The organism is Corynebacterium sp. (genome assembly GCF_012838985.1).
Classification (GTDB): domain Bacteria; phylum Actinomycetota; class Actinomycetes; order Mycobacteriales; family Mycobacteriaceae; genus Corynebacterium.
Genome location: NZ_DUOE01000221.1, coordinates 1 through 25,697, shown reverse-complemented (window position 1 = coordinate 25,697; position 25,697 = coordinate 1). Strand labels below are relative to the sequence as shown.

Here is a 25,697-nt window from a genome sequence, read left to right as displayed (position 1 = left end):
GACCCACGGTGGGGGACGATGACGGGCCGCCGTCGATGCTGAACGGGTGGCTCACATTCCGTCGTGGCCCTGCAGCAGCTGGGAGAACGGGACGAGGTTCTCGGCGGGGTCCACGCCGGTGCGACGGCGGGTCGCCTGGCCGGCGGAGGTGACCCCGCCCAGGCCGCCGACGCTGGCGGAGGCGACCATCTGGTCGGCGAGCTCGGCGGCGGCGCGGTTGACGCGGGCGTCGAGAAGCGATCCCTCCTCGGAGCCGAAGTCGTCGGTGGCGGCGAAGATGCCGGTGGGGACGACGAAGGCACGCATGTAGGTCAGCAGCGGGCGGATCGCGTAGTCGAGGACCAGGGAGTGGCGGGCGGTGCCGGCGGTGGCCGCGATGATGACGGGCATGCCGTTGAGGGCGTCCTGGTCGAGGACGTCGAAGAACGTCTTGAACAGACCCGAGTAGCTGGCCTTGAACACCGGGGTGGCCACGACGAGGCCGTCGGAGGCGGAGACCATCTCCTTCGCCTCGTCGAGGGCGGGGGAGGACATGCCGGTGGTGAGCACCTGGCCGAGGTCGTTGACCAGTTCGCGCAGTTCGATGACCTGGATCTGCAGGTTCTCACCACGCGCGGAGACCGCGGCCGAGGCGGCGGAGGCGATCTGGTCGGCGACCTGGCGGGTGGTCGACGGGATGCCCAGTCCGGCGGAGATGACGGTCAGGGTACGCATTACTTGGCCTCCTCGGCGGACTCGCCCGGGGTGACCAGGAAGTGCGGGGAGTTGCGGTTCTCCTTGAGGGAGGCGTGGGTCGGCGGGTCGGAGGGGACGTGGTCCGGGCGGCGGGCCTCCATGCGGCGGCGCAGCTCCGGGACGACCTGGGTGCCCAGGATCTCGATCTGGTCCAGGACCACCTCGAGCGGCAGGCCGGCGTGGTCGACGAGGAAGAGCTGGCGCTGGTAGTCACCGACCCAGTCGGCGAACTCCATGGTGCGGTCGATGACCTGCTCGACGGTGCCCACCGTCAGCGGGGTCATGTCGGTGAACTCCTCCAGTGACGGGCCGTGGCCGTAGACCGGGGCGTTGTCGAAGTAGGGGCGGAAGAAGTCCTTCGCCGCCTGCTCCGTCTCACCGATGAAGGTCTGGCCGCCGAGTCCGACGATGGCCTGGTCGGCCCGGCCGTGGCCGTACTGCTCGTAGCGGCGACGGTAGATGTCCACCATCTTCGCGGTGTGCTCCTTGTTCCAGAAGATGTTGTTGTGGAAGAAGCCGTCACCGTAGAACGCGGCCTGCTCGGCGATCTGCACGGAGCGGATGGAGCCGTGCCAGACGAACGGCGGGACGTCGTCCAGCGGTGCCGGGGTGGAGGTGAAGCCCTGCAGCGGGGTACGGAACTGTCCCTGCCAGTTGACCACGGGCTCACGCCACAGGCGGCGCAGGAGGTGGTAGTTCTCGATCGCCAGCGGGATGCCCTGGCGGATGTCCTGACCGAACCACGGGTAGACGGGGCCGGTGTTGCCGCGGCCCATCATGAGGTCGACGCGGCCGTCGGCCAGGTGCTGGAGGTAGGCGTAGTCCTCGGCGAGTCGCACCGGGTCGTTGGTGGTGATGAGGGTCGTCGCGGTGGAGAGGATGAGCTTCTCGGTCTGGGCGGCGATGTTGGCCAGCAGGACCGGCGGGTTGGCGGGGGCGACGAAGGGCGGGTTGTGGTGCTCGCCGGTGGCGAAGACGTCCAGGCCCACCTCCTCGGCCTTCCTGGCGATCGCGACGGTCGCCTTGATCCGCTCGTTCTCGGTGGGGGTCTGGCCGTTGGTCGGGTCCGTGGTGACGTCGCCGATGGTGAAGATGCCGAACTGCATGGTGTGGTTTCTCCTAGTGTGTTTCGCTAATGAGGCCACTGTAGGTGACATGTCAACATCGTGTCAAGGTGGGACCTCATGACGCCGGTCACGTGGCCACAGCCTCCATGAGGACGGCGATGTCCGAACCACCGATGACGCGGATCGGACGCTGGTCCTTCCTGCCGTGCTCGGTGATGATCGCCGCCCGCGGCATCGACCCGTCCTTCTTCGGCGTCGTCAGAGCGTCGATGGCCTCCTGCGCCAGCACGTCCCGGGGGAGGAACAACGCCCGGTCCTCGTCCTCGGCCCAGTCGAGGACCTCGGAGATCGTGCGGGCGTCGAGATGGTCGTTGTCGTCCAGGTCGGCCGCCACCCACCGGGCGATGGTGTTGGTCGTCAGGATGCCGATGCACCGACCGGCGTCGTAGATGGGCAGCTGCGAGATCGTCGTCGACCGGATGATCCGCAGCGCCTCACGGATGTCGTCGTCCGGGGCGATGGTACGCACCTCATGATGACCGAGCACCCCCAGCGCCGTCGGCGGGTCACGCAGGATGTCACGGATCTTCTCGATGTCCCGCACCGTCTCCTCCAACGGCTCCGCGATCGGCCGCATGTCCTCGGTGTACCGCCCGTGGCTGATCGCGTTACGGAGCTCCGCGAACTCCTTGAGGTCACCCGCATGATCCTCGGAGATCAGGTGGCGACGCACCGCCTGATCCACCATCCAGCGGAAGTTGTCGGTCTTCTTCGCGTTCAGCAGCCCCCGCAGATGGGCCTCGATGTCATTGAAGGCCGCCAGGAAGGGGATGGCGCGGTTGGTAGATGTCTGCTCATTCACACTTTCAGGGTAGTGAGAAGATGAGACCCATGGCTGACTTCACCCGCACCGACCTCGACACCCTCCTCCGGGAGGCCGACGAGGTCCTGCACCGCGCCACACTGGCGGCCCGGCACATCGACGCCCCACGGCTGACCCCCGACACCAGCGGCACCGTCACGCTGGGGGAGACCTGCCACCTCCTTCCACCGGGGGCGGTCACCTGGCCCGCCGGCTTCCACTCCTCCGTGGAACTCGACCGCCTGCCCAACTCCTGGGGACGCATCCGGCAGTACCTGGCGGCCGCCGCGGTCCTCGGCCCCCTGCGGAGCCGCGCACAGGGGGCTGCGCCGGGCCTTCTCGGAAGACTGTTCGGCGGGACCCGGCTGGCCCAGGCCCGGGAGGCCGCCTCCGACCTGCAGATGCGACTCCACGACCACTCCTTCCGGGCGCTGGACCAGGACATCCGCACCTACCTGGAGATCGCCGGACGGGCGAACCAGATCCAGGCCCGCGGAGTGCACCTCCACCCGGGGAGCCACGGCACACCCGAGCACCTGCTGGCGGCAGCGCGGGAGAGTGTGAAGAAGGCCCTCGGCGCGCCGGGCTGGACACTGCTGCAGCATGACGCCGGACGGCAGGCGGACGTGCTGGCCCGGGCGCGGGACCTGGCGGCCGACCCGCACTCCGAACCCGCCCTGCGCCGGCAGGCCGAGGACCTGCTCACCGCCCTCACCGCTGAGCGGACGGAGATCCTCCTGCGGCAGCTGCCCGTCGACGCCCTGAAGACCGCCACCAACGAGCGCCTGCGTTTCGCCGGACTCGACGGCATCGGCGTGTTCACCGTCGCCGACATCCTCGCCACCCCCACCGGCCGCCTCACCCAGGTGCCCGGCATCGGTGCGAAGACCGCCCGCCGCCTGCGGGCGGCGGCTGAGACGCTGCGGCAGGAGGCCGTCGGCACGCACACCACCGGCATCGGAGACACCCCCACCCACGCCGCGACAGGCCTGGTCCGGCTGCTGGCGCAGTTCGACCAGATCAACGTCCTCGACGAGATCCAGCGGGCCCGGCGCCGCCGCATCCTCGCCCACGCGGAGAGGATCCCCGCCACCGGTGGGTTGTGGGACGTGGTGGTGGCTTCCGGATCGGCCGAGTGGCGCGAATTCACCGACGACATCGACTGGGCCCACGTCCACCCCGACATCCTCGCCCCGGCCCGCCCGGTGGAGCTCTCCGGCGACACCTGGGCCGACTACCTCAGCCGGCCCGCCCATTACCAGGCGCTGCTGGCCACGCTGCTCGACCTGGAGGTCGAGGGCGGCGAGGACCTGGCGGCCGACGTCCTCGAACGCATCCGCGCCCTCCGCCTCGACCAGACGCACCTGACCGACCTGCACCTGCGCGGCTACCAGTCCTTCGGGGCCCGCTTCACGCTCGTGCAGCAGAAGGTCATCCTCGGCGACGACATGGGCCTGGGCAAGACCATCCAGGCGCTGGCCGCCGCCGCCCACCTCTACGCCGAGGGGAAACGGCACACCCTGGTGGTGTGCCCGGCGTCGGTGATGACCAACTGGGAACGCGAGTCCCGCCGCTTCACCGACCTGCCCGTCTACCGCGCCCACGGCACCGACCGCGTAGACGCCGTCCGCGCCTGGGAGGAGACCGGCGGCATCTGCCTGCTCACCTACGACGGCGCACGCACCACGCAGCTGCGCCACCCTGACTTCGTCGTCGTCGACGAGGCCCACATGATCAAGAACCCCTCCACCGGCCGCACGAAGGCGGTGCGCCGGATCATCGACGCCGCCTCCCACGCCCTGCTGCTCTCCGGCACACCCCTGGAGAACCGCGTCGCGGAGTTCGCCACCCTCGTGGGTTTCGTCGCCCCGGACCTGCTCACCACGGGCATGGAGACGATGCAGGCGGCGGACTTCCGCCGACACATCGCCCCGGCCTATCTACGCCGTAATCAAGCCGATGTCCTTGACGAACTCCCCGAACGCCTCGAACAGACCGACTGGATCGACCTCACCCCGGCCGATGCACGGCACTACGCGGAGACCGTGCGCGCCGGGAACTTCATGGCCATGCGCCGCGCCGCCATGACCACCCCGGACGCGGTCCCGGCGAAGCTGGAGCGCATCCGTGAGATCGTCGAGGAGGCCGCCGACGCCGACCGCCGGGTGCTCATCTTCACCTACTTCCTCGACGTGCTCGACCGCCTGGAGTCGGAACTGGGGGAGCGCGTCGTCGGGCGGCTCTCGGGGCAGGTGTCGCCCGCTGCGCGGCAGGCGCTCATCGACGGCCTCGCGGAGGCACCCGCCGGTTCCGTCCTCATCTCCCAGATCACCGCCGGGGGTACGGGCCTCAACATCCAGGCCGCCTCCGTGGTCATCCTCGTGGAGCCCCAGGTCAAGCCCTCGATCGAGGCCCAGGCCATCGCCCGCGCCCACCGCATGGGCCAGACCTCCACGGTGCTGGTGCACCGGCTCATCGGCGACGACACCGTCGACGAGCGCATGGTCGAGATGCTCGCCGGCAAGACACAGCTTTTCGACGCCTACGCGCGCCCCTCCGAGTCCGCGCAGGTGGACGACGCCGTGGACGTCACCGAGGGGCAGCTCGCCGAGGCGATCATCCGGGCGGAGCGGGAGCGTCTGGGCTTCAGCGGTCCCGAGGGGGAAGCAGCAGGGCCGTCACCAGACGGTCAGTGACCTGCGGGTCGAGGTCGAGCACGCCGCTGATCGGGGGGCGGGTGATCACGATGAGCTGGGCCATGAACTGTGCCCCGCTGAGCATGGGGTCCGCGAGCCCGGCCTGCTGCGCGTGGCCGAGCAGGTCGGAGGTGGCGGAGGCCAGTTCATCGCGGACGGTGCTGACCGTCGGGGGCAGTTCGGTCAGGTGCTCAGGAGCCAGGGCGGGGACGAGGGGGCCGACGCCGAGGTCGACGAGGCCGCGCACGAATCCCTCCCAGGCGGCCGCCGGGTCGGCGTCGAAGTCGGCGAGGGCCTGCTGCGCGATGGTGACGGCCCGGCGGAGGGCGGAGGCGGCGCACTCGACCATGAGTTCCTCGCGGTCGGCGAAGTTGCGGTAGAGCGTCGCGATCCCCACGCCGGCCTTCTTCGCCACCGCCTCGAGGGTGACCTCCGCGGGGTTGGTCGTGCGGAAGAGCTCGGTCGCGGCGTCGATGAGCAGGCGACGTCGTACCAGGGCATCGGCTCGCATGTGGTGCCTCCTTGACAATTGTGCTTCCGGGGAGAGCTATAGCGCTCCAGAGGTGATAGTCAATCCTCCGCTTAGCGACAAGGACGTGACCACCGTGGATTTCCTCCGCACCGTCGACCTCACCGTGGGGGAGCACCAGACCGGCGGACCGTGGACCTTCACCACCGGACCCGGACTCACCCTCCTGCACACCGCGCGGGAGAACTACGCCACGGCGCTGAGCCTGACGTTGGCGGGGCGTCGGAAAGCGCAGGGCGGCAGCGTCCACCTCGGTGACGCCACCACACCCCGTGACCTGTTCCCCCGGGTGGCGCTCGCCGGCGCCACCCCCGTCGACAGCCTCGAACGCCTCGTACCCGTGCGCGACGTCGTGCGTGAACAGCTCGCCTGGTCGCGCCCCTTCTGGCGGCCGACCCCGCGCGACGTCTTCTCCGACGCCCGGGTGGCCGCCCTCTGCGAACAACTCGACCTCGACCCCGACCCCCGCACCCCGGTGCAGCACCTGCCCGTCTCCGAGCGCTTCGCCCTGCGCATCATGCTGGCGCTGCTCGCCCGGGAGCAGGCCTCCGCGCTGATCATCGACGACATCGACCAGCTGCGCTCCCTCGAGCTGCGCGACCGGATGCTCGCCCGCCTCCGCCCCCTGAGCGACACGCTCCCCGTGGTGGTCTCCACGGTCAACCCGGCCGCGGAGGACGCCGCCGACCGCCACATCACGCTCACCCCCGACAGAAAGGACGTGGCCTGACATGTCGGCCCTGCGCATCGGCACCGAACTGCGCCGCTTCCGCCGCGACACCCTCCCGCCGCTGGCCCTGGCGGTGATCATGTGCCTGCCGCTCATCTTCGGAGGACTGTTCGTCTGGGCCTACCAGGACCCGGTCGGCCACCTCGACCGTCTCCCGGTCGCCCTGGTCAACTCCGACGAGGGCGAGATCGGACGCGAGGTCGCCGAATCGCTTGTCGACGCCGACGCCGTCGACCTCCACCTCCTCTCCGCGGAGGAGGCCACCGACGGGGTCTCCGACGGCAGCTACTACTTCGCCGTGGAGATCCCGCGGAACTTCAGCACCGCCGTCGCCAGCCTCGAGTCCGGGGCCCCGGAGCAGGCCACACTCAACGTGGTGTTCAACAACACCAACGGCCTCATCCCGACGGTGCTGGGCAACCAGATCACCACCCTCATGCTCGAGGAGATCAACACCCGGCTCGGTGAGGAGATCACGGGCCGCCTCCTCGTCGGCTACGGCACGATCGGGGAGGGCCTGGACGAGGCCGCCGACGGTGCCGGACAGTTGGCGGAGGGGACGGGCAGCGCCGCGGACGGCTCCGCACAGCTGGCCGCAGGCAGCGGGCAGGCGCGTGCCGGCGCCGGTGAACTGGCGGACGGTTCCACCCGCCTCGGGCAGGGGGCCGGTGAGGCCGCCGACGGTGCCGTCCGCCTCGCGGAGGGTGCCCGGCGTCTCGACGACGGCCTGGCCACCGCCGCCGACGGCTCCGACCGTCTCGCTGACGGTCTCGGGCAGCTGCAGGCCGCCACCGACCGACTCGCCTCGGGGGCCGTACAGGTCTCTGCGGGTGTCGATGCCGTGGGTGACGTCGCAGCCCGGGCCACCGCGCTGCAGGACAGCGTGCTCGCGCCGTTGGTCACGCTGTCCACCCAGCTGCGTCAGTCAGGCCTTCCCGCAGCCGTCGGGCTGGCCGACCAGGTCGACCAGGCCGCCGCCCAGGTCCGGGAGCAGGGGCTCAACCCGGGGCTCGCGGAGCAGCTCACGGCCCTGCAGGAGGGTGCCCGGGAGATCGCCACGCAACTGTCCGACCCCGTCTCGCAGTACCGCTCCGGCATGGACGGCGCCGCGGCCGCCTCGCAGGAGCTGGCCACCGGGCTGCGTCAGCTCAAGGACGGCTCGGCTGAACTGGTCATCGGCACCCGCACACTCGCTGACGGCACCAGTCAGCTGGCCGCCGGCACCACCCAGCTCACCGTCGGGGCCTCCGCCCTGCGTGACGGTCTGGTGGAACTGGACACCGGCTCCCGGGCGCTCAGCAGCGGGCTCGGGGAGCTCGACACCGGGGCCGGGGAACTCAGCCTGCGCCTGCGCGGCGCCGCCGACGACGTCCCGCGCTGGGAGGGGGACGCCCTCACCGCGGGTTCCCGCTCCGCCGCACAGCCCGTCAGCCGGGAGCTGACGGCCCACGACATGACCACCTTCGGCACCGGCCTGGCCCCCTTCTTCCTCAGCCTGGCCATGTTCATGGGGGCCACCGTCATGTGGATGGTGCTCCACCCGCTGCAGCGCCGCGCCGTCGACTCCGGCACGGCCCCCTTCCGGGCAGTCCTGGCCAGCTACCTGCCCGGACTGGTGGTCGGCACCGGGCAGGCACTGCTCGTGTGGACGGTACTCACCCGACTCATCCGTATCGACGTCGCCCACCCCGTCATGCTCCTGTTCTCACTGTGGGGCGTGTCCGCGGTGTTCGTCGCTGTCACCCAGGCGGTCAACGCCGTCGTGGGCGCCACCGCCGGCCGCGTGGTCAACCTCATCCTCATGGCGCTGCAGCTGGTGTCCTCCGGCGGGCTCTACCCCGCGGAGACGCAACCCGCCTTCCTGCGGTGGGTGCACACCTGGGACCCCATGACCTTCAGCGTCAACCTCTTCCGCCACGCCATCATCGGCGGATGGGGCGACGCGGACACCCGTGCCGTGCAGGCCGTGCTCGTCCTCCTCGGCGTCGGCCTCGGGGCCTGGCTCGTCTCCTCCCTCGCCGCCCGCAGCGCCCGCACCATCATGGCGAAAGACCTGCACCCCGAACTCACACCGTGAGTTCGGGGTGCAGGGGGCGTCGACAAGCGTTCTAGGAGCGGTACACTCCGCGGCCCAGAGTGTCGCAGGAGGCCATGGTGCCCTCGTTGTAGCCGGTGAGGAAGGCGTTCTGGCGCTGCTCGGAGGAACCGTGGGTCCACAGGTCCGGGCGGACCTCGCCGCCGGAACGCTTCTGGATGTTGTCGTCGCCGACGGCACGCGCGGTGTCGATCGCTCCGGCGACCTGCTCGCGGGTGATCGGCTCGAGCATGGCGTTCTCGCCCTTGTCGGCGTGGGCCACCCAGATGCCGGCGTAGCAGTCGGCCTGCAGCTCGATCTTCACGGCGTTGGAGTCCTCGCCGGGATCGTTGTAGTTGGACAGGGACAGGGTGCCCTCCAGCTGCTGGATGTGGTGGCCGAACTCATGGGCCACGATGTACATCTGCGCCAGCGGGGAGTTGGTGCCGCCGATGCGGTTGAGCTGCTCGAAGAAGGACACGTCGAAATAGGCCGACTGGTCGGCCGGGCAGTAGAAGGGGCCGGTGGCCGAGGTGGCCTGGCCGCAGCCGGAGGAGACCACGTTGGTGAACACCACGCGGCCCGGCTCCTGGTACTCGATGCCGGCCTGCTCAGGCAGCATCGTCGCCCACATCTGGTCCACCGACTGGGCGGTGTAGTCGACGCGGCAGTCCGCGTGCGTGTTTCCGTCCTCGGGTGTCCGGCAGTGCTCGAGGGTGCTCTCGGGTCCGCCGGCGGACTGGCCGCCACCGAGCATTCCGCCGATGTCGGAGGGGTTTCCGCCCATCAGCAGGAAGAGCCCGATCAGCAGGAGGGAGCCGATACCGCCGCCGGCGGCGATGCGTCCGCCACTTCCGCCCGTGGTGGCTCGGCGACCACCGGTGACGTTGGCGTCTTTACGGAATGTCATGTGTTGATAATGCCATAGATCACACGTGCCCGTGGGGGAGTGGGCGGGTCGGTTTCGGGGCGGGGTACACTTCCCCGGAGAACACGACTGCCCGCCGAGCGGGGGCAGTTCCCGACCATTTCTGTGACACATCCTGGAAGGACGTAGAACGAACGTGCTGCGCACTCACCTCGCGGGCGACCTCCGCAAAGAAACCGCTGGCCAGACCGTGACCCTGACGGGCTGGGTGGCCCGTCGTCGCGACCACGGAGGAGTCATCTTCATTGACCTGCGTGACCGCTCGGGCCTCGCCCAGGTCGTCTTCCGCGAGTCCGACGTCGCCGAGCGCGCCCACGACCTGCGTTCCGAGTACTGCATCCAGGTGACCGGCGTCGTCGAGCCGCGCCCGGAGGGCTCCGAGAACCCGAACCTGGCCTCCGGTGACATCGAACTCAACGTCACCGAGCTCACCGTCCTCAACGAGGCGGCGGCCCTGCCGTTCCAGATCGATGACTCCTCCCAGGGCGGCGAGGTCGGCGAGGAGACCCGCCTCAAGTACCGCTACCTGGACCTGCGCCGCGACCGTCAGGCACAGGCCCTGCGTCTGCGTTCCCAGGCGAACCAGGCGGCCCGCCGCGTCCTGGACAACCACGACTTCACCGAGATCGAGACCCCGACGCTGACCCGCTCCACCCCGGAGGGCGCGCGTGACTTCCTGGTGCCGGCACGCCTGAAGCCGGGCTCCTTCTACGCCCTGCCGCAGTCCCCGCAGCTGTTCAAGCAGCTGCTCATGGTCGCCGGCATGGAGCGCTACTACCAGATCGCCCGCTGCTACCGCGACGAGGACTTCCGCGCCGACCGTCAGCCGGAGTTCACCCAGCTGGACGTCGAGATGAGCTTCGTCGACCAGGACGACGTCATCGCCCTGGCCGAGGAGATCCTGGTCGAGCTGTGGAAGCTCATCGGCTACGAGATCACCACCCCGATCCCGCGCATCACCTACGCCGAGTCCATGCGCCGCTTCGGCTCCGACAAGCCGGACCTGCGCTTCGACATCGAGATCACCGAGTGCACCGAGTTCTTCCAGGACACCACCTTCCGCGTGTTCAAGAACGACTACGTCGGTGCCGTCGTCATGGAGGGTGGTGCCTCCCAGCCGCGCCGTCAGCTCGACGGCTGGCAGGAGTGGGCGAAGCAGCGCGGTGCCAAGGGCCTCGCCTACATCCTCGTGGGTGAGGACGGCGAGCTGGGTGGCCCCGTCGCCAAGAACATCACCGACGAGGAGCGTGCCGGCATCGCCGAGCACGTCGGCGCGAAGCCGGGCGACTGCATCTTCTTCGCCGCCGGCGACGCCAAGTCCTCCCGCGCGCTGCTCGGGGCCGCCCGCGGTGAGATCGCCGAGAAGCTCGGCCTCATCAAGGAGGGCGACTGGGCCTTCACCTGGGTCGTCGACGCCCCGCTGTTCGAGCCGGCCGCCGACGCCACCGCCTCCGGTGACGTCGCCCTGGGCTCCTCCGCCTGGACCGCCGTCCACCACGCCTTCACCTCCCCGAAGCCGGAGTGGAAGGACACCTTCGACGAGAACCCGGGCGAGGCCACGGCCTACGCCTACGACATCGTGTGCAACGGCAACGAGATCGGCGGCGGTTCGATCCGTATCCACGAGCGTGACGTCCAGGAGCGTGTCTTCAACGTCATGGGCATTGCCCCGGAGGAGGCGCAGGACAAGTTCGGCTTCCTTCTCGACGCCTTCGCCTTCGGTGCCCCGCCGCACGGCGGCATCGCCTTCGGCTGGGACCGCATCGTCTCCCTGCTCGGCGGCTTCGACTCCATCCGTGACGTCATCGCCTTCCCGAAGTCCGGTGGCGGCGTCGACCCGCTGACCGAGGCCCCGGCCCCGATCACCGCGCAGCAGCGCAAGGAGGCGGGCATCGACGCCAAGCCGGCCAAGAAGGGTGAGAAGGCTTAAAGCAATGCTGAAACACGCCGACATCGTCGACATCGCCGAGGACCTGCTCTCGCGGCGTTTCGGAGGTACGCAGAAGCTGACCGACGTGACGCAGCTCAGTGGATCCGGCAGCGCGGTGGTACTCCGCGCACGTGTCGCGGCGTCGCCGTTCCTGCAGCAGCGCTCCGTCATCCTCAAGTTCGTCCCCGAGTCTGGCAACCGGCTGGATGACGCCGCCCTCGTCCGGGAGATCGTCTCTTACCAGTTCACCACCTCGCTGAGCGAGGAGGTGCGCCCCGGCCCGGTGATGCTGGCGTACGACGTGGACAAGCGCATCATCGTGCTCACGGACTCCGGCGACGGCGACACCTTCGCCGATCTGCTGGAGCTCAAGGACCCGGAGCGTCGGGTCTCCATCCTGCGCAACCTGGGCACCGCCCTGGGCCGCATGCACGCCGGCACGGCGGAGCGGGAGCAGGACTACAACATCCTGTTCACGCGCATGCTGCGGAATCACCCGGAGTCCTCCGAGATCCAGCAGCTCCGTGACGCGGCCCTCATCCAGTCCATCCAGATCGGTGAGGAGCTGCTGCGCAGCGCCGGCATCGAGATCCCGGACCTGGTGAGCCAGTTCGCCGAGGACGGCCGCACCCGTCTGCTCTCGGCGCACCACCGGGCGTTCACACCCTTCGACCTGTCGCCGGACAACATCATCGTCGCGGAGACCACCCACTTCCTCGACTACGAGTGGGCCGGTTTCCGGGACGTGTCCTTCGACCTGGCGTGCGTCATCGCCGGGTTCCCGCAGTTCCTGTTCAGCCACCCGATCTCCGACGACGAGGCCGACGTGTTCGTCGACGCCTGGTCCCACGAGGTCGACCGTCTGTGGCCGAACGTGAAGAACGAGGCGCACCTGCACTCGCGCATCATGGCCGCCCTGCTGGGCTGGGCACTGTCGAGTGTGGCGCTGCTGCACTTCGGCTCGATGTCGGCCGCCGTCGCGGTCCTGCACGAGGCGGAGGAGCAGGACCAGCACATCGATCCGAACACCGTCGAGGGTGTCACCGATCTGCTGCGTCCGGCCTCCCACGGCCCGTTCACGGCCGAGGAGGTCGTCGTGCGCCGCGACATCTTCGAGACCTTCGAGGCGCTGGCCCGCTACGCCGCCCGCGGCACGGACCCGTCCTACGGCGTCATCGCCGCGTTCAGCCAGGGCATCGCCGACCGGGTCGCCGAGCCGGGGCTGCCGGTCCGCTAGGGGAGCCGGTGGGACAGGACGCACTCTTCGGCGACGGGCCCGTGGAGGAGAGCCACGGCTCCGACTTCTTCCGCGTGGGGGATCACGCCCCGCTCGCGGCGCGGATGCGTCCGCGCACCCTCGACGAGGTCGCCGGGCAGCAGCATCTGCTCGGCCCCGGACGTCCCCTCCGCCGGCTCATCGAGGGTTCCGGCGAGGCCTCGGTGATCCTCTACGGGCCGCCGGGCACGGGCAAGACGACGATCGCGTCGCTCATCTCGACGGCCACCCACCAGAACTTCGTGGGCCTGTCCGCGCTCAACTCGGGCGTGAAGCAGGTCCGCGAGGTCATCGACCGCGCCCGCCGCGACCTCATCCACGGTCAGCGCACCGTCCTGTTCATCGACGAGGTCCACCGCTTCTCCAAGACGCAGCAGGACGCGCTGCTCGCGGCCGTGGAGAACCGCACGGTCCTGCTCGTCGCCGCGACCACCGAGAACCCCTCGTTCTCCGTGGTGGCGCCGTTGCTGTCGAGGTCACTGCTGCTCCAGTTGAAGCCGCTTGACGACGCCGCCGTGCGCGACGTCCTCACCCGCGCACTCAGCGATGAGCGGGGACTCGCCGGCCGCGTGCGTATCGACGACGACGCCCTTGAGCAGCTCGTCCTCCTCGCGGGCGGCGACGCCCGCCGCGCCCTGACCTACCTGGAGGCCGCCGCGGAGGCGGTGGCTGACGGGGCGTCGATAAGCGTGGAGGTGATCCGTGACAACGTCAACCGGGCTGTCGTGCGCTACGACCGCGACGGGGACCAGCACTATGACGTGGTCAGCGCCTTCATCAAGTCCATCCGCGGCTCCGACGTGGACGCCGCGCTGCACTACCTGGCGCGGATGATCGAGGCGGGGGAGGACCCGCGGTTCATCGCCCGCCGCCTGGTCATCGCCGCCAGCGAGGAGATCGCGATGGCCGACCCCACCGCCCTGCAGACGGCGGTGGCGGCGGCGCAGGCCGTGGCGCTCATCGGCCTGCCGGAGGCCCGCCTGGCGTTGGCGCAGGCGACGGTCCATCTGGCGACGGCCCCGAAGTCGAACGCCGTCTACGAGGCGATCAACCGCGCGCAGCAGGACATCCGCGAGGGGCGGATCGGGCACGTGCCCCCGCACCTGCGCGACGGCCATTACGAGGGCGCGAAGAAACTCGGTCACGCCGTGGGCTACGTCTACCCGCACGACGACCCCCGCGGAGTGGTGTCGCAGCAGTACCTGCCGGAGGAGCTGTCGGACGCCGTCTACTACGACCCGAAACCGCACGGCGCGGAGAAACGCATCGCCGACTACATCGGCCGGCTGCGGCGCATTGTACGTGGGCGCTGAGGGACTTTCGGCGAAACAGATAACTTGCCGCAGAAAGTCCATTAGGCTGGGTATATGAGAACAGCACACCGTAACCCCAGCGCCCCGGGGTGCAGCCGATACCCGGATCTCGCCGCACTCGCCACCCATTACCTCGCCGAAATCCGGCGTATCTACCCGACCGGGTCCGTGCGACAGACCGAGGCCGCCCGCGATTTCGCGCGGGAAGGGCCCTCCCTCGAAGGCTGGCGCGAGAATCCGTGGTTCCCACCGGACATCCAGGAGGTGTACCGCAGCTGCGACCAGGGGTTCTGGATCCGGGTCCCCTGCGACAACGTCGAGGCCTTCCTCGACCACCTCCGCTCCAAGCCGAGCATGGGCAACAACTGCGACGGCAGCACCGAACTGGGCTTCCACCTCGAGGGCGACCACCTCTACGTCGGCCAGCTCGGATTCATGGTGCGCCGCCCGTAGGGGGGCGTGCCCGGGCAGTCCGCGGGAGTGTGGAGGAACCCGCGGCCTCCGGCCACCCGGCCGGACCGGTCCCGGGTCCTGCCCGCGGGCGCGACTGTCCTCCGTCCGGTGGACGGGGAGGAGCTGGAGACACTGAGTCAGGGCCGCTCCGGTATCTGATGTGGGGAGGGGGTAGAGTAAGGCGCTGTCATAAAGCTGCCCTAGGAAAGGACACCCCGCGTGCAGACCCATGAGATCCGGGAGCGTTTCACCCAGCACTTCGTCGACGCCGGTCACGAGGCCGTGCCCAGCGCGTCGCTGATTCTCGAGGACCCGGACCTGCTGTTCGTCAACGCGGGCATGGTGCCCTTCAAGCCCTACTTCCTGGGCGAGCAGAACCCGCCGTTCCCCAACGGCACGGCCACCTCCATCCAGAAGTGCGTGCGCACCCTGGACATCGAGGAGGTGGGTATCACCACCCGCCACAACACCTTCTTCCAGATGGCCGGCAACTTCTCTTTCGGCCAGTACTTCAAGGAAGGCGCCATCAAGCACGCCTGGGCGCTGCTGACCAACCCGGTGTCCGAGGGTGGTTACGGCCTCGACCCGGAGAAGCTGTGGGTCACCGTCTACCTTGACGACGATGAGGCGGCCGGCATCTGGGAGAACGTCGTCGGCGTCCCGGCGGAGCGCATCCAGCGCCTCGGCATGGCCGACAACTACTGGCACATGGGTGTGCCCGGCCCGTGCGGCCCCTGCTCGGAGATCTACTTCGACCGTGGCCCCGAGTACGGCCAGGAGGGCGGCCCGGCGGTCGACGACTCCCGTTACCTGGAGATCTGGAACCTGGTCTTCATGGAGAAGGAGCGTGGCCAGAGCACCGGCCCGGACTCCTTCGAGATCATCGGCGACCTGCCGAAGAAGAACATCGACACCGGCATGGGCGTCGAGCGTGTCGCCTGCCTGCTGCAGGGTGTGGACAACGTCTACGAGACCGACCTCCTGCGCCCGGTCATCGACGCCGCCGAGGAGATCACCGGCTCGAAGTACCAGGGCGACGGTCAGGACGCCATCCGTTTCCGCGTCATCGCCGACCACTCGCGCACCGGCATGATGCTCATCCTCGACGGCGTCACCCCCTCCAACGAGGGCCGCGGCTACATCCTGCGTCGCCTGCTGCGCCGCATCATCCGTTCCGCCCGTCTGCTCGGCGCCACCGGTGAGACAATGGAGCGTTTCATGACCGTGATCATGGACACCATGACCCCGTCCTATCCGGAGATCGCCGAGAACCGCGAGCGCATCATCCGCACCGCCGTCGCCGAGGAGCGCGCCTTCCTCAAGACCCTGGAGTCCGGCACCCACCGTTTCGACGAGGCCGCCTCCGCCATCAAGGAGCAGGGCATCACCCAGTTCTCCGGCGAGGACGCCTTCACCCTGCACGACACCTACGGTTTCCCCATCGACCTCACCCTGGAGATGGCCGCCGAGGCCGGCCTGGAGGTCGACGTCGCCGGCTTCGAGGCCGCCATGAGCGAGCAGCGGGCCCGCGCCAAGGCCGACAACCTGGCCAAGAAGCACGGCCACGCCGACGTGTCCGTCTACCGCGAATGGGTGGACAACAACCCGACCGAGTTCGTCGGTTTCTCCGACCTCACCGCCGACGCCACCGTCCTCGGCCTGGTCATCGACGGCCAGTCCGTCACCCAGGCGGTCGAGGGCGATGACGTCGAGGTCATCCTCGACGTCTCCCCGCTGTACGCCGAGTCCGGCGGCCAGACCGCCGACCGCGGTCGGCTGGTCTCCGAGGGCACGATCCTGGAGGTCAACGACGTCCAGAAGATCGGCAAGAAGCTCTGGGTCCACAAGGCCCGTGTCACCGCCGGCGGCATCGAGCTCGGCCAGCGCGTCAGCGCCGAGGTCGACGAGGCCTGGCGCCACGGCGCCCGCCAGGCGCACACCGGCACCCACCTCATCCACGCCGCCCTGCGTGAGGTGCTCGGCCCCACCGCCGTCCAGGCCGGTTCCCTCAACCGCCCGGGCTACCTGCGCTTCGACTTCAACTACACCGAGCAGCTCACCCCGGAGCAGCTGGAGGAGATCTCCACGATCGCCAACCAGGCCGTCGACGCCGACTTCCCGGTCAACACCATCGAGACCACCCTCGACGAGGCCAAGAAGATGGGCGCCATGGCCCTGTTCGGTGAGAACTACGGCAACGAGGTCCGCGTCGTCGAGATCGGCGGCCCGTTCTCCGTCGAGCTGTGCGGTGGCACCCACACCGAGCACACCTCCCAGATCGGCCCCGTCGCCGTCCTGGGTGAGTCCTCCGTCGGTTCCGGTGCCCGCCGCATCGAGGCCTACTCCGGCATGGACTCCTTCCGCCACCTGTCCAAGGAGGCCGCCCTGGCCTCCGGCCTGGCCGCCTCCCTCAAGGCCCCGTCCGAGGAGCTGCCGGAGCGCATCGCCGCCCTGACCGAGAAGCTGCGCGCCGCCGAGAAGGAGATCGCCAACCTGCACCGCCAGCAGCTGGCCTCCCAGACCGGGGTCCTGCTGGACCAGGCCGTCGAGGCCGGGAAGTTCACCGTGCTCACCCACCGCCTGCCGGACGGCATCTCCGGCGGTGACCTGCGCACCGTGGCCACCGACCTGCGCGGCCGCCTGGCCGGCAAGCCGGGCGTGGTGGTCCTCGCCTCCGCGGACGGCGGCAAGGTGCCGTTCATCGTCGGTGCCACCAAGGAGGCCATCGAGGCGGGCGTGAAGTCCGGCGACCTGGTCAAGCTGCTGTCGGGTTACGTCGACGGCCGCGGCGGCGGCAAGCCGGACATGGCGCAGGGCTCCGGCGCGAACGCCGAGGGCCTGGACGCCGGTTTCCGCGCCGTGCGCGAGGAGCTCTCCGCGCTCTAGGAAGCTCCGGGATTTTCCCGGTTCCCCGGGTGTCCGCTGTGATTTCCCGGGGACCTTCCTGGGGGTGACCCCGGGGATGGTCCGGAGACACGCCGGGGTTCATGTCATGTCATCGTTGTGAGGGCGGATACGTTTAAGGCGCACCACGCAACCACTCCACGAAAGGTCACCGTCTCCCCATGAAGGTCACCCCGGACACCCCCGGCGCCGACGATCCCGGTCCCGGGCGCCGCATCGGTCTCGACGTGGGGACCGTGCGCATCGGCGTGGCCGTGTCCGACCGTGACGCCAGGCTGGCGATGCCCGTGGAGACCGTCGCCCGGGAGACCGGGTTCCGGGACCGCGACAAGGGGGACATCGACCGTCTCCTGGAGATCATCGACGAGTATGAGGCCGTCGAGGTCGTCGTGGGCCTGCCGCGCACCCTCAAGGGGCACGGTTCGGTGAGCGTGAAGCATGCGAAGGAGATCGCCTTCCGTCTCCACCGCCGTATGAGCAACGCTGGTCTGTCCATCCCCGTGCGGATGGCCGATGAGCGGCTGACCACGGTCGCCGCGACCGCTGCGCTCCGCGCCTCCGGTGTCTCCGAGAAGGCGGGCCGCAAGGTCATCGACCAGGCGGCCGCGGTGGAGATCCTCCAGTCCTGGCTCGACGCGCGAGCTGCCGACAACCCACAGGAGCTGCATCCATGACCACTAGCACCCAGCAGCGCGGCCGTGGTGGCCGTCGCATGGATCCGAAGTACGTGAAGCGCCGCCAGCGTGGTCTGGCCGTGCTCATCGCCTCGCTGGTGCTGATCATCGGCGCCGTCATCTACATCGGTGTGCAGATCTCCGGGGGAGGCGAGACGGTGGCTGACCGTGACTACCGGGGCACCGGCAACGGCGTGCACCAGCTCGTCGAGATCCCCGAGGGTTCCTCGGTGTCGCAGCTCGGCCCGGAGCTGGAGGAGCGCGGCATCGTCAAGACGGACTCCGCCTTCCAGACCGCCGCCGCCAACAACCCCGACGCAGCCAACATCCAGCCGGGCTTCTACCGCCTGCAGGGTGAGATGTCCGCGGCCTCCGCGGTCCAGGCCCTGCTCGATCCGGCCAACCGCGTGGAGCTCCTCGACATCCACGGTGGTTCGACGCTTCTCGACGTCACCGTGGTCGGCGGCCAGACCCGCCCGGGCATCTACTCCCAGATCTCCCGCGTGACCTGCACCGAGGGGTCCTCCAACTGCATCTCCGCCGCCGAGCTGGAGCAGGTCGGCGCGAACGCCGACCCGGTCGCCCTGGGTGTGCCGGAGTGGGCCCGGGAGGCTGTCGCCGCCCGCGGCAACGACCCCAAGCGGCTCGAGGGTCTCATCGTCCCGGGCCAGTACGTGGTCAACCCGGAGCTCGACGCCGAGGGCATCATCACCGACCTGATCACCCGTTCCGCCAGCCAGTTCAACGACACCGGCATCGTCGACCGGGCCCGCGCCCTCGACCTGACCCCGTACGAGCTGCTCACCGCGGCGTCGCTGGTGGAGCGTGAGGCCCCGGCGGGTGACTTCGACAAGGTCGCCCGCGTGATCCTCAACCGTCTCGAGGAGCCGATGCGCCTCGAGTTCGACTCCACCGTCAACTACGGCCTGCCCGACGTCGAGGTGGCCACCACCGACGAGGACCGCGCCACGGTCACCCCGTGGAACACCTACGCCAAGGACGGCCTGCCGGAGACCCCGATCGCGGCGGCCTCCATGGAGGCCATCACCGCCATGGAGAACCCGGCGGACGGCAACTGGCTCTTCTTCGTCACCGTCGACCAGGACGGCACGACGGTGTTCAACGACACCTTCGAGGAGCACCTCGCCGACGTGCAGCAGGCCCTGGAATCCGGCGTCCTGGACACGAACCGATGAGCCATCCACTCCCCGCCACCGACATCCGGCACCGCGCGGCGGTGCTCGGTTCGCCCATCGAGCACTCCCGCTCGCCGATCCTGCACAACGCCGGCTACGAGGACCTCGGCATGGCCGACTGGGACTACACCCGCATCGAGTGCACCGCCGAGGACCTGCCCCGCATCGTCGGGGAGGCCGACGACACCTACCGGGGCTTCTCGGTGACCATGCCCGCCAAGTTCGCGGCGCTGGAGTTCGCTGACGAAGTCACCGAACGGGCCCGTCAGATCGGCTCCGCCAACACCCTGGTCCGCACGGACGCGGGGTGGCGCGCCGACAACACCGACTGCGACGGCATCTCCGGCGCCCTCGGTGAGCTGCTGGGGGAGCGTCTGGACGGCACCCGCCGCGCCCTGGTCATCGGTGGCGGCGGCACCGCCCGTCCGGCCCTGTGGGCGCTGGCGAACGCGGGGGTCGATGACATCACGGTCATCAACCGTTCCGACCGCAGCGCCGAGCTGGCACCGCTCCTGGAGCCCTTCGGCGTGGAGTTCCGTTTCCGGGGCTTCGACACCGATCTGCGGGCCGCTGCCGCGGACGCCGAGGTCATCGTCTCCACGGTGCCCTCCGCGGCCGTCGAGGGGCATGAGCAGGCGCTCGCGCACGCCCCGATCCTCGACGTCATCTACGAGCCCTGGCCCACCCCGCTGACGGTCGCGGCCGCCGCGAACGGCCACCTGACCGTCGGCGGGCACGTCATGCTCGCCCACCAGGCCTACGGCCAGTTCGAGCAGTTCACCGGGCGTCCCGCCCCGCGGGCCGCCATGCGGCGCGCGCTGGAGGCCTCCCTGCAGTAGTCTGCGGGGCATGTGGGTGCTCGGGGGAGCCGCCACGGTCATCGTCGGGTGGGCCGTGGCGCTGGTGCTTGCCGACGAACGCCGGCACCACCTGCCCGACCTCCTCACCCTGCCCGCCGCGCTCGGGGCGCTGGCGGGTGCCCTGCTCACGGAACCGGCCGTCGCCCTCGGGGGAGTGGCCTGGGCCGCGCTCCACGTGCCCGGCCGCGGCATCGGCGGCGGGGACGTGAAACTCGCCCTGAGCCTCGGCACCCTGGCCGCCGCCGCAGGCGGCGTGGGGGCGGTGATCCTCGCGGTGCTGACGGCGTCCGCGGTGTCGGTGGGAAGGGGCGTCGTCACGCGGGTGAAGGTCGTGCCGCACGGGCCGTCCATGCTGGTGGGGGCGCTGATCGCCGTCGTTTCGGGAGTCATGGCCGGTGTGACTTGCCACTCATGAGATACTGTCGGCATGCTTCGATGGACTACAGCAGGGGAATCCCACGGTCAGGCCCTGATTGCCCTGCTTGAACACATGCCCGCCGGTGTCTCCGTGACCCGGGAAGAGATCTCCTGGCAGCTCGCCCGCCGTCGCCTCGGCTACGGCCGTGGCGCGCGCATGAAGTTCGAGGCCGATGAACTCACCCTGCTCACCGGCATCCGCCACGGTAAGACGCTCGGCAGCCCGATCGCGATCATGATCGGCAACACCGAGTGGCCCAAGTGGACGACCATCATGTCCGCCGACCCGCTCGACATGGAGGACGAGGAGGTCGCCGCCGCGATGACCTCCGGCCGGGGTGCCAAGCTGACCCGCCCGCGTCCGGGACACGCCGACTTCGCCGGCATGATCAAGTACGACCACGACGAGGCCCGCCCGATCCTCGAGCGTTCCTCCGCCCGCGAGACCGCCGCGCGTGTCGCCGCCGCCACCGTCGCCCGCAACTTCCTGCGTGAAACCCTCGGCGTCGAGGTGCTCAGCCACGTCATCTCCATCGGCCGTTCCGAGGCCTACACCGGCCCCGAGCCGACCTTCGCCGATCTGGAGGCCATCGACGAGTCTCCGGTGCGCGCCTTCGACAAGGCCGCGGAGGAGTCCATGATCGCCGAGATCGAGGCCGCCAAGAAGGCCGGTGACACCCTCGGCGGCATCGTCGAGGTCGTGGTCGAGGGCCTGCCCATCGGCCTGGGCTCGCACGTCTCCGGCGACGACCGCCTCGACGCGCAGCTGGCCGCCGCCCTCATGGGCATCCAGGCCATCAAGGGCGTCGAGGTCGGTGACGGCTTCGAGGAGGCCCGCCGCCGCGGCAGCGAGGCCCACGACGAGATGGTGCGCACCGACGACGGCGTCGACCGCCTGACCAACCGCGCCGGCGGCCTGGAGGGCGGCATGACCAACGGCCAGACCCTCCGCGTCCGCGCCGCCATGAAGCCCATCTCCACCGTCCCGCGCGCGCTCAAGACCGTCGACATGGCCGACGGCTCCGCCGCGACCGGCATCCACCAGCGTTCCGACGTCTGCGCCGTCCCGGCCGCCGGCGTCGTCGCCGAGGCGATGGTCACCCTCGTCCTCGCCCGCGCCGTCCTGCAGAAGTTCGGCGGGGACTCCCTCGCGGAGACCCGCCGCAACATCGAGGCGTACCAGGCGTACGTCGACGAGCGACTCCGCTTCCAGGACGACGGGGAGGCCTAGGTGACCACCCCGGAGATCACCCCGGACCTCAGCGCCGCCGTCTGCCACACCCGCCCCAAGGTCGTCCTCGTCGGCCCGCCCGGTGCCGGCAAGTCGACCATCGGCCGCCGCCTGGCACGCGCCCTGTCCCTCCCGCTGGTCGACTCCGACCAGCTCATCGAGGAGGAGACCGGCCGCTCCTGCGGTGACGTCTTCAGCGACCTCGGCGAGCCCGCCTTCCGTGAGCTCGAGGCCCGTCATGTCGCGCACGCGCTGACCACCGGCGGCGTCGTGAGCCTCGGCGGGGGAGCGGTGCTCACCGACTCCACCCGGGAGCTGCTCGCCGGCCACTGCGTCGTGTGGATCGACGTCTCCGTCGAGGAGGGCGTGCGCCGCACCGCGCATGAGGCCACCCGCCCCGTCCTCGCCTCCGAGGACCCCGCCGCGCACTACCGCAACCTGCTGGAGCAGCGCGCACCGCTCTACCATGAGGTGGCGGACTTCCGGGTCCGCACCGACGGACGGGCCCCGCAGCAGTCCGTCGCCGACATCCTCGGCTTCCTCGACACCCTGTAGACGCCCGCCACAGTAAGGACTTCCCACGTGACGATCATCAAGGTCAACGGACCCGCCCCCTACGAGGTCACCATCGACCACGACCTCGACGCCGCCGTCGCCGACTGCGCCGCCGCCACCGGGGCCGCCAAGGTCATGGTCATCCACCAGCCGACCCTGGTGGCACCCGCCGAGAAGCTCGGTGCGGCCCTCACGGAGCGGGGCCTGGAGACCGTCCTCGTCGAGGTGCCCGACGCCGAGGAGGGCAAGTCCCTCGAGGTCGCCGGCGCCCTGTGGGACCGTCTGGGGGAGGAGACCTTCAGCCGCGGTGACGCCATCGTCGGTCTCGGCGGCGGAGCCGTCACGGACCTCGCCGGCTACGTCGCCGCCGCCTGGATGCGCGGCATCCGGGTCATCCAGGTGCCGACCACGCTGCTGGCCATGGTCGACGCCGCCGTCGGCGGCAAGACCGGCATCAACACCGCCGCCGGCAAGAACCTCGTCGGCGCGTTCCATGAGCCGACCGCCGTGTTCATCGACCTCGACCGCCTGGCCACCCTGCCGATGGACGAGCTCATCGCCGGCTCCGCGGAGATCATCAAGACCGGCTTCATCGCCGACCCGGTCATCCTCGAGCGCTACGAGGACGACCCTGTCGCCTGCCTGCGTGCCGACGGCCACCTCCCCGAGCTCATCGCCCGTTCCGTGCAGGTCAAGGCGGACGTCGTGGGCCAGGACCTCAAGGAGTCCGGCCTGCGCGAGATCCTCAACTACGGCCACACCTTCGGCCACGCCGTCGAACTGCGCGAGAACTACCGCTGGCGCCACGGCCACGCCGTCGCCGTCGGCATGATGTTCATCGCCCGGCTCTCCCACGCGCGGGGGCTCATCGACGCCGACCTGGTCGCCCGCCACGAGCGGATCCTGCAGTCCATCGGCCTGCCGACCACCTACCCGGCCGGCCACTTCGGGGACCTCTACGCCGCGATGACCCGCGACAAGAAGAACCGGGACGGCCACATCCGTTTCGTCGCTCTCACCGGCGTCGGCGAGACCACCCGCCTCGAGGGACCGTCGACGGACGAGCTCGAGGCCGCCTACGACGCCGTCTCCGGCGCCGGGGAGTAGCGCCGTGCACGTCCTGGTCCTCAACGGCCCCAACCTCAACCGCCTCGGGAAGCGGCAGCCGGAGGTGTACGGTTCGACGACGCTCGCGGACGTCGAGAAGCAGATCCGTGAGCGGGCCGCCGAACTCGGCGTCGACGTCGACTGCCGCCAGTCCAACCACGAGGGCGACCTCATCGACTGGGTGCACGAGGCTGCCGACGCCGGCTGGCCCGTGATCATCAACCCCGGCGGCTTCACCCACACCTCCGTCGCACTGCGCGACGCCCTGGCCGAGGTCGCCGACGGCGCCGGCTTCATCGAGGTGCACATCTCCAACGTGCACGCACGGGAGCCCTTCCGTCAGCACTCCTACCTCTCGGCGATCGCCCGGGGTGTCATCGCCGGACTCGGCACGCACGGTTACCTGCTCGCGCTGGAGGCCGTCGCGAAGCGCTAGTGTTGTGGGGAACGAAAACCACGACCTTGCAGGAGGGCCACATGGCATACGCGGACACCCGATTCCTCACCCGACGTCGCACACTCTCGGCGCGGCTGGCGGGCATGCGCATCGACGAGATGCTGGTGACCAACCTCAACCACGTCCGGTACCTCTCCGGTTTCTCCGGCTCCCAGGGCGCCCTCGTCCTGGCGAAGGACCTCACCGCGGAGATCGGCACCGACGGCCGGTACACCACGCAGATCGCGGAGGAGGTCCCGGACATCGAGGCCGTCATCGAGCGCCAGTCCGCCCTCGCCCTGCTGCGCCGCATCGAGGGACCGCGCCGCGTCGGCTTCGAGGCCTCCCACGTCACCGTCGCCGAGCTGGAGCGTCTCCAGGAGGCCTGCAACGAGGACGTCACCCTGGTGCCGGTCACCGGCGTCATCGAGGAGATCCGCCTGACCAAGGACAACACCGAGCGCCTGCGCCTCGTCGAGGTCGCGGAGCTCGCCTCCCAGGCCTTCGACGACCTCATCGCCGCCGGTGAACTGGCCGTCGGCCGCAGCGAGCGGGACATCGCCGCCGACCTCGAGCACCGCATGCGCCGCCTCGGGGCGGAGCGCCCCAGCTTCGACACCATCGTCGCCTCCGGCCCGCACTCCGCCAAGCCGCACCACACCGCCGGTGACCGCATCCTGCGCCGCGGTGACCTGGTCATCCTCGACTTCGGCGCCCACTCCCGCGGCTTCAACTCCGACATGACCCGCACCGTCGTCATGGGGGAGGCCGACGACTTCGCCCGCGAGGTCTACGACGTCGTCCTCCGCGCCCAGCTCGCCGGCATCGAGGCCGCCACCCCGGGCACCCGGCTCGTCGACGTCGACGCGGCCGCCCGTTCCGTCATCGAGGAGGCCGGCTACGGCGAGTACTTCGTCCACTCCACCGGCCACGGCATCGGCCTCGAGGTGCACGAGGGCCCGTGGGCCGCGCAGACCGGCGAGGGGTCGCTGGCCGAGCACATGACGCTGACCATCGAGCCCGGCATCTACGTCCCGGGCCGCGGTGGCGTGCGCATCGAGGACACGATCCTCGTCACCCAGGGACCGGCCCGCATCATCACCCCGGCCAGCAAGGAACTGCGCATCGTCTAGGGCCGTTGTCGCCGGTGGTGTAGTCTGATTAGGTCATTTAACCGGGACATTTATTACGAGGGAGACACTCCGTGGCAACCACCGCCGATTTCAAGAACGGCCTTGTGCTCAAGGTCGACGGCAAGCTCCAGCAGATCGTCGAGTTCCAGCACGTGAAGCCGGGCAAGGGCCCCGCCTTCGTGCGCACCAAGCTCAGGGACGTCCTGACGGGCAAGAACGTCGACAAGACCTGGAACGCCGGCGTCAAGGTCGAGACCGCCACCGTCGACCGTCGTGACATGACCTACCTGTACAACGACGGCTCCTCCTACGTCGTCATGGACGACAAGAACTTCGAGCAGGTCGAGCTGTCCGAGGACAAGTTCGGAGAGGCCGCCCAGTTCCTGCTGGAGAACATGCAGGTCCAGGTGTCCTTCCACGAGGGCGAGCCGCTCTTCGCCGAGCTGCCGATCTCCGTCGACCTCGAGATCACCCACACCGAGCCGGGCCTGCAGGGCGACCGCTCCACCGGCGGCACCAAGCCGGCCACCCTCGAGTCCGGCGCCGAGATCCAGGTTCCGCTGTTCCTGGAGACCGGCAACGTCGTCAAGG

The 25,697-nt window shown here is 69.9% G+C and carries 23 protein-coding genes; 18 read left to right on the top strand and 5 right to left on the bottom strand.

Annotated features, from left to right (window positions below):
- Positions 1–51 precede the first annotated feature (51 nt).
- The 3 genes from GXZ33_RS12400 to GXZ33_RS12390 form a co-directional block, all read right to left on the bottom strand.
- A complete protein-coding gene (locus tag GXZ33_RS12400) occupies positions 52–714 on the bottom strand; it encodes an FMN reductase (RefSeq protein WP_291341541.1) in 663 nt (220 codons plus the stop codon).
- On the bottom strand, positions 714–1,841 hold the full coding sequence (locus GXZ33_RS12395; protein ID WP_291341539.1) for an LLM class flavin-dependent oxidoreductase: 1,128 nt from the start codon (positions 1,839–1,841) through the stop codon (positions 714–716). The genes GXZ33_RS12400 and GXZ33_RS12395 overlap by 1 nt, the downstream gene beginning before the upstream one ends.
- 88 nt (positions 1,842–1,929) lie before the next feature.
- Positions 1,930–2,664: a CBS domain-containing protein gene (locus tag GXZ33_RS12390; RefSeq protein ID WP_291341537.1), complete on the bottom strand. Its 735-nt coding sequence runs from the start codon at positions 2,662–2,664 to the stop codon at positions 1,930–1,932.
- Between the two features lie 29 nt (positions 2,665–2,693).
- On the opposite strand from GXZ33_RS12390, the gene GXZ33_RS12385 reads away from it, so the two are divergent.
- On the top strand, positions 2,694–5,360 hold the full coding sequence (locus tag GXZ33_RS12385; protein ID WP_291341535.1) for an SNF2-related protein: 2,667 nt from the start codon (positions 2,694–2,696) through the stop codon (positions 5,358–5,360).
- Here GXZ33_RS12385 and GXZ33_RS12380 read toward each other — a convergent pair.
- Positions 5,311–5,871, bottom strand: coding sequence for a TetR/AcrR family transcriptional regulator (locus GXZ33_RS12380; protein ID WP_291341533.1), 561 nt, complete (start codon positions 5,869–5,871; stop codon positions 5,311–5,313). The two genes, GXZ33_RS12385 and GXZ33_RS12380, sit on opposite strands and share 50 nt — an antisense overlap.
- Before the next feature lie 85 nt (positions 5,872–5,956).
- Between GXZ33_RS12380 and GXZ33_RS12375 the strand changes: the two genes are divergently transcribed.
- A complete protein-coding gene (locus GXZ33_RS12375; RefSeq protein WP_291341531.1) occupies positions 5,957–6,619 on the top strand; it encodes a hypothetical protein in 663 nt (220 codons plus the stop codon).
- A 1-nt stretch (position 6,620) separates the two neighbouring features.
- On the top strand, positions 6,621–8,696 hold the full coding sequence (locus tag GXZ33_RS12370) for a YhgE/Pip domain-containing protein (protein WP_291341529.1): 2,076 nt from the start codon (positions 6,621–6,623) through the stop codon (positions 8,694–8,696).
- Between the two features lie 31 nt (positions 8,697–8,727).
- On the opposite strand, the gene GXZ33_RS12365 is transcribed toward GXZ33_RS12370, so the two are convergent.
- Positions 8,728–9,603 (bottom strand): neutral zinc metallopeptidase, encoded by an 876-nt coding sequence (locus GXZ33_RS12365; protein WP_291341527.1) that lies wholly within the window; start codon positions 9,601–9,603, stop codon positions 8,728–8,730.
- A 154-nt stretch (positions 9,604–9,757) separates the two neighbouring features.
- On the opposite strand from GXZ33_RS12365, the gene aspS reads away from it, so the two are divergent.
- The 15 genes from aspS to efp form a co-directional block, all read left to right on the top strand.
- The gene (aspS, locus tag GXZ33_RS12360) at positions 9,758–11,551 is read left to right on the top strand and encodes an aspartate--tRNA ligase (protein WP_291341526.1); all 1,794 of its coding nucleotides are present in this window, start codon (positions 9,758–9,760) and stop codon (positions 11,549–11,551) included.
- Between the two features lie 4 nt (positions 11,552–11,555).
- A complete protein-coding gene (locus tag GXZ33_RS12355) occupies positions 11,556–12,788 on the top strand; it encodes a phosphotransferase (RefSeq protein ID WP_291341525.1) in 1,233 nt (410 codons plus the stop codon).
- A 41-nt stretch (positions 12,789–12,829) separates the two neighbouring features.
- The gene (locus tag GXZ33_RS12350; RefSeq protein WP_291341543.1) at positions 12,830–14,140 is read left to right on the top strand and encodes a replication-associated recombination protein A; all 1,311 of its coding nucleotides are present in this window, start codon (positions 12,830–12,832) and stop codon (positions 14,138–14,140) included.
- A 54-nt stretch (positions 14,141–14,194) separates the two neighbouring features.
- Positions 14,195–14,593, top strand: coding sequence for a hypothetical protein (locus GXZ33_RS12345; protein ID WP_291341523.1), 399 nt, complete (start codon positions 14,195–14,197; stop codon positions 14,591–14,593).
- A 219-nt stretch (positions 14,594–14,812) separates the two neighbouring features.
- Positions 14,813–17,479 (top strand): alanine--tRNA ligase, encoded by a 2,667-nt coding sequence (gene alaS, locus GXZ33_RS12340; protein WP_291341521.1) that lies wholly within the window; start codon positions 14,813–14,815, stop codon positions 17,477–17,479.
- Positions 17,480–17,658: 179 nt separating this feature from the next.
- The gene (ruvX, locus tag GXZ33_RS12335) at positions 17,659–18,171 is read left to right on the top strand and encodes a Holliday junction resolvase RuvX (RefSeq protein ID WP_291341519.1); all 513 of its coding nucleotides are present in this window, start codon (positions 17,659–17,661) and stop codon (positions 18,169–18,171) included.
- Complete coding sequence (gene mltG / locus GXZ33_RS12330) at positions 18,168–19,367, top strand: endolytic transglycosylase MltG (protein ID WP_291341517.1); 1,200 nt, start codon at positions 18,168–18,170, stop codon at positions 19,365–19,367. The genes ruvX and mltG overlap by 4 nt, the downstream gene beginning before the upstream one ends.
- Entirely contained in the window at positions 19,364–20,206 is an 843-nt protein-coding gene (locus GXZ33_RS12325) for a shikimate dehydrogenase (RefSeq protein ID WP_291341515.1), read from the top strand. Before mltG ends, GXZ33_RS12325 begins: the two co-directional genes overlap by 4 nt.
- 10 nt (positions 20,207–20,216) lie before the next feature.
- Positions 20,217–20,642: an A24 family peptidase gene (locus GXZ33_RS12320; RefSeq protein ID WP_291341513.1), complete on the top strand. Its 426-nt coding sequence runs from the start codon at positions 20,217–20,219 to the stop codon at positions 20,640–20,642.
- Positions 20,643–20,654: 12 nt separating this feature from the next.
- Positions 20,655–21,875, top strand: coding sequence for a chorismate synthase (gene aroC / locus GXZ33_RS12315; RefSeq protein WP_291341512.1), 1,221 nt, complete (start codon positions 20,655–20,657; stop codon positions 21,873–21,875).
- Entirely contained in the window at positions 21,876–22,430 is a 555-nt protein-coding gene (locus tag GXZ33_RS12310; protein ID WP_291341511.1) for a shikimate kinase, read from the top strand.
- A gap of 27 nt (positions 22,431–22,457) precedes the next feature.
- Entirely contained in the window at positions 22,458–23,537 is a 1,080-nt protein-coding gene (gene aroB, locus GXZ33_RS12305) for a 3-dehydroquinate synthase (RefSeq protein WP_291341508.1), read from the top strand.
- Between the two features lie 4 nt (positions 23,538–23,541).
- Entirely contained in the window at positions 23,542–23,973 is a 432-nt protein-coding gene (gene aroQ / locus GXZ33_RS12300) for a type II 3-dehydroquinate dehydratase (RefSeq protein WP_291341507.1), read from the top strand.
- A 41-nt stretch (positions 23,974–24,014) separates the two neighbouring features.
- Positions 24,015–25,106, top strand: a complete 1,092-nt coding sequence (locus tag GXZ33_RS12295; protein WP_291341505.1) for an aminopeptidase P family protein — start codon at positions 24,015–24,017, stop codon at positions 25,104–25,106.
- A 71-nt stretch (positions 25,107–25,177) separates the two neighbouring features.
- Positions 25,178–25,697 (top strand): elongation factor P (efp, locus tag GXZ33_RS12290; RefSeq protein ID WP_291341504.1); only part of this gene is annotated, 520 nt, incomplete at its 3' end.